Raw genomic sequence first — 3,960 nt, forward strand, 5'->3', positions numbered from 1 at the left:
TCGAAACTAAGCGGCTTTTTCACAACCTCTGATAAACAGTGTTCAATCAGCTGGCCCTCGGTATTAGCTCAACAAACGGCAAAATTATGAGGAACTATTTTGGTTTGGCAGTTCTTATTACTTGATGCAGGACAGCTTTTTCACAACCTCTCTATTTAATAACTTTCAGATTACCCATATAAGGAACGAGCGCTTCTGGAACTGTGACAGAACCATCTTCATTTTGGTAGTTTTCCAAAATGGCAGCTACTGTACGGCCAACCGCAAGTCCTGAACCATTCAAAGTATGAGCATAGTGGATTTTTCCATCATTATCGCGATAACGAATCATGGCGCGGCGTGCTTGGAAATCTTCACAGTTAGAACAAGAACTGATTTCACGATAAGTATCTTGTGCAGGAATCCATACTTCTAAATCATAAGTTTTAGCTGCAGAAAAGCCCATGTCTCCAGTTGATAAGGCCATTACACGATAAGGCAAATGCAGTTTTTTCAAGATATCTTCTGCATCAGCTGTCATTTTTTCCAATTCTTCGTAAGAATGTTCTGCATCCGAGAATTTGACCATTTCTACTTTATTGAATTGGTGAAGACGGATCAGTCCTCGAGTATCCCGACCGGCACTTCCAGCTTCAGAACGAAAAGCAGGACTTAGCGCAGTGAAATAAACAGGTAAATCCGCACCATCTAAAATTTCATCATTATAATAGTTAGTCAATGGGACTTCAGCTGTCGGAATCAATGTTAAATCAGTATTCTCCAATTGGAAAACATCTTCTTTGAATTTTGGAAATTGTCCTGTACCAAACATCGCTTTACTGTTGACGATATAAGGAGTGATCATTTCAGTATAGCCGTGTTCGTAAATATGCTGATCAAGCATGAAGTTGTAGACTGCACGTTCTAATCGAGCGCCCAGCCCTTTATAATAAACAAAACGGCTACCGGCTACTTTTGCGCCACGTTCAAAGTCTAAAATATCAAGATTTTCTGCAATTTCCCAGTGTGGTTTTGGCTCAAAAGCAAATGTACGTGGTTCGCTCCAACGACGGATTTCTACATTGTCCTCTTCATCTGATCCAACTGGCACAGAATCATGGGGAAGGTTTGGCAAAGTAGTGGCGATTTGTTTCAATTTTTCATCTACTTCAGCAATTTCAGTATCCAATGCTTTGATGTTGCCGCCAACTTCTTTCATTTCAGCGATTTTAGCAGAAGCATCTTCTTTTGCACGCTTCAATTGAGCGATCTCAGCAGAAACGTCATTTCGATATTTTTTCAATTCTTCACTTTTGACTAGTAATTTGCGGCGGTTTTCATCTAGTTCCATGAATTCAGCTAATGTTTCTTTTTTAACGCCCCGAGTCATTAATTTTTCTTGTACTTCTTCGATATTTTGTCGCATCATTTTTACATCTAACATATGATTTCCTCCTTTTTGAAAATAAAAAAAGACTGATCCATCCCATTATTCTTGGGACGAATCAGTCTGAAATTCGCGGTACCACCCAAGTTCAGCATAAGCTGCACTTGTTGAACACATAACGGCTGTTGAACCGACCTTTCTTATTTCGAAAGGGCACGTAAACGAACTGGAACTTCCAAATTATCCTTTGCTGATTTGCACCTGCCATCAGCTCTCTGAAAAAGAATAAAGTGTACTGGGTTCTGTGTTTTTCATTTATTCTAATAATTGTAATAAGAATAGCGAATATTTCAGCTTTCGTCAATAACTTCCTGTGCATCAATAGGTAATTTTTCATTTTTCTTGATTGGAAGGTGCATGATGAAAGAAGTCCATTGCTTATCTGATTTTGCATAAATGTAGCCACCATGTAAAGCCACAATACTTTGAGCGATTGCTAAACCAAGCCCAGTTCCTCCAGTTGCTTGTGACCGAGATTCTTCTACACGATAAAAACGGTCGAATAGATTATCGATTGCCTGTTGTGGGATCATTGCTCCATTATTTTTGACCGTTGCAACAACTTCTGAACCGACACGTTCTACTTCGATCACGATCTTCGTAGCTCCTTTTCCATATTTCAACGCATTCGTCAAAAGATTATTGAAGACACGTACAAGTTTTTCTGTATCGCCATCCATGATAAGGGAATCTACTTTTGACTGCACAAGTATTTGGATATTTTTTTTAGAAGCTTCCAACTCAAAATCAGCAGCTAACTGTTCGATCAACTGGATCATATCAAAGGCAGAAAAATTTACTGGGACAGCAGGCTGGCGTACCTTAGTGTATTCAAATAAGTCGTCCACTAAAGATTTCATCTGCTTTGCTTTAATATAAGCGGTATGTGTATACTTTAAAAGATCTTCTTCTGAGTGATACTGACCATCTTCTATCAATCCTAGATATCCAATGATAGAAGTAAGAGGGGTACGGATATCGTGACTAACATTTGTGATCAATTCATCTTTTGATTTCTCGATTTTACGTTCGTCTTCAATCGCTGCTACTGTGCTATCTACCAATCCATTGATACTTGTTACAACTCGGCTTAAGTCACCACTAAGTTCAAAAGGGATACGATGATCATAATTTCCATTTGCGATGTAATGAAGTTCACTGATGATATGTCGTAATTGCATTTGGCGATATCTTCGAATCAAACGCCAATACAAAACACCAATATCTAATAGAAAGAAAAAGGGAATAATAAAGTTTCGACCGTTCCAAAATAAATCAGTGTTCAATCGTTCCGCAAAAATATTCTTTGAATCCCAAATCGCATTTGTCAAAGAAGGTGAACTATTGATTACCGAACTGATAACAACCAAAATAGAAACATTTAATAGAAGTAAAAGAATGATCGTGATGATTCCTTCCGCTAACAATTCGCTGATTTCTTTTGAAGTCAAGTTGATCCGACGGCGTTTTTCAGTTGCTCGTTTACTATCTTGCGTCAATTTTATAGCCCACTCCCCAAACGGTTTGAATGACTTTTTCACCACCAGTTGCTTCTTCGATCTTATCTCTTAAATGGCTAACATGAACCATGACAGTTTTAGCAGAGACAATACTTTCTTGTTTCCAAACACGCTCAAAAATTTCATCCGCGCTAAATACTCGATTAGGATGACTAGCAAGCAAGTAGAGGATACCGAATTCCAAAGCTGTTAACTGGATTTCTTTCCCATCGATTGTTTTAACTTCATGAGAGTCTTTATTGATGATTAATGCATTTACTTCTAATACATCAGGCTGATCTGGGGCAATCTGCATTTTTGTACGCCGTAATAGAGACTTTACTCTGGCCATTACTTCTAATGGATTAAACGGTTTGGTTACATAATCATCTGCACCAGCCACCAGTCCTTTGATCTTATCCATATCAGTAGTTTTTGCTGTCAGCATAATGATTGGGATTTGAGATTCTTTTCGCAGCTCTTTCACTACTTGCATCCCGTCCATCTCTGGCATCATGATATCTAAAATAAGTAATTCAATATCAGGGATTGTTCTGATTTTAGATAATGCTTCTTTCCCATCATAAGCCTTTACTGCTTCATAGCCTTCATTGTGAACATAGATACTTAATAATTCAACGATTTCTTTATCATCGTCAGCAATCAAAATTTTCATAAATAAATCCTCCAGAGTCATATTGTTACTATTATTCTAGCAAAAAAAAGCAGAAATAGATAAAAGCAGCACTTTGTTAAGGAAAATTTTAGAAGGTGAGAGATTTGATTCTCATAAATAGGACAAAAACATGAACGTTAAACTGAAAATAAAAGGATTTTTCGTTTTTTAAGGTTATAAAGACGAACAAAAAAGGAGAAGAACTAATTAACGATCATATAAGCTGGAAATGTTGATAAATAAGCATTTTCTTATTGACTTTCGTATGTGATGTTGATATATTATTATTTGTTCAAAAGAACACCAATAACTTAAAATAATAAAAAATAAGTTATTGACATGTTGATAATGACATGATA

The 3,960-nt window shown here is 37.0% G+C and carries 3 protein-coding genes and 1 other annotated feature; all 3 genes read right to left on the reverse strand.

Features of this window, described 5'->3' with window-relative positions; translation table 11 throughout:
• Positions 1–151: 151 nt before the first annotated feature.
• Positions 152–1,423 carry a serine--tRNA ligase gene (serS, locus tag HMPREF2988_RS07030; RefSeq protein WP_002315470.1) on the reverse strand — a complete coding sequence of 424 codons (1,272 nt, stop codon included), beginning with the start codon at positions 1,421–1,423 and terminating at the stop codon, positions 152–154.
• 49 nt (positions 1,424–1,472) lie between these two features.
• Positions 1,473–1,678, reverse strand: a binding site (T-box leader).
• Positions 1,679–1,716: 38 nt separating this feature from the next.
• Positions 1,717–2,925 (reverse strand): sensor histidine kinase, encoded by a 1,209-nt coding sequence (locus HMPREF2988_RS07035; RefSeq protein ID WP_002309915.1) that lies wholly within the window; start codon positions 2,923–2,925, stop codon positions 1,717–1,719.
• Positions 2,912–3,601, reverse strand: a complete 690-nt coding sequence (locus HMPREF2988_RS07040; protein ID WP_002295268.1) for a response regulator transcription factor CroR — start codon at positions 3,599–3,601, stop codon at positions 2,912–2,914. Before HMPREF2988_RS07040 ends, HMPREF2988_RS07035 begins: the two co-directional genes overlap by 14 nt.
• Positions 3,602–3,960: the final 359 nt, after the last annotated feature.

Origin of the sequence: Enterococcus sp. HMSC061C05, from assembly GCF_001814765.1 — a bacterium.
Classification (GTDB): Bacteria; Bacillota; Bacilli; order Lactobacillales; family Enterococcaceae; genus Enterococcus_B; species Enterococcus_B lactis.

Coding starts and splice junctions, on each gene's coding strand:
- serS (WP_002315470.1), bottom strand. CDS start 1,423: ATGTTAGATGTAAAAATGATGCGACAAAATATCGAAGAAGTACAAGAA.
- HMPREF2988_RS07040 (WP_002295268.1), bottom strand. CDS start 3,601: ATGAAAATTTTGATTGCTGACGATGATAAAGAAATCGTTGAATTATTA.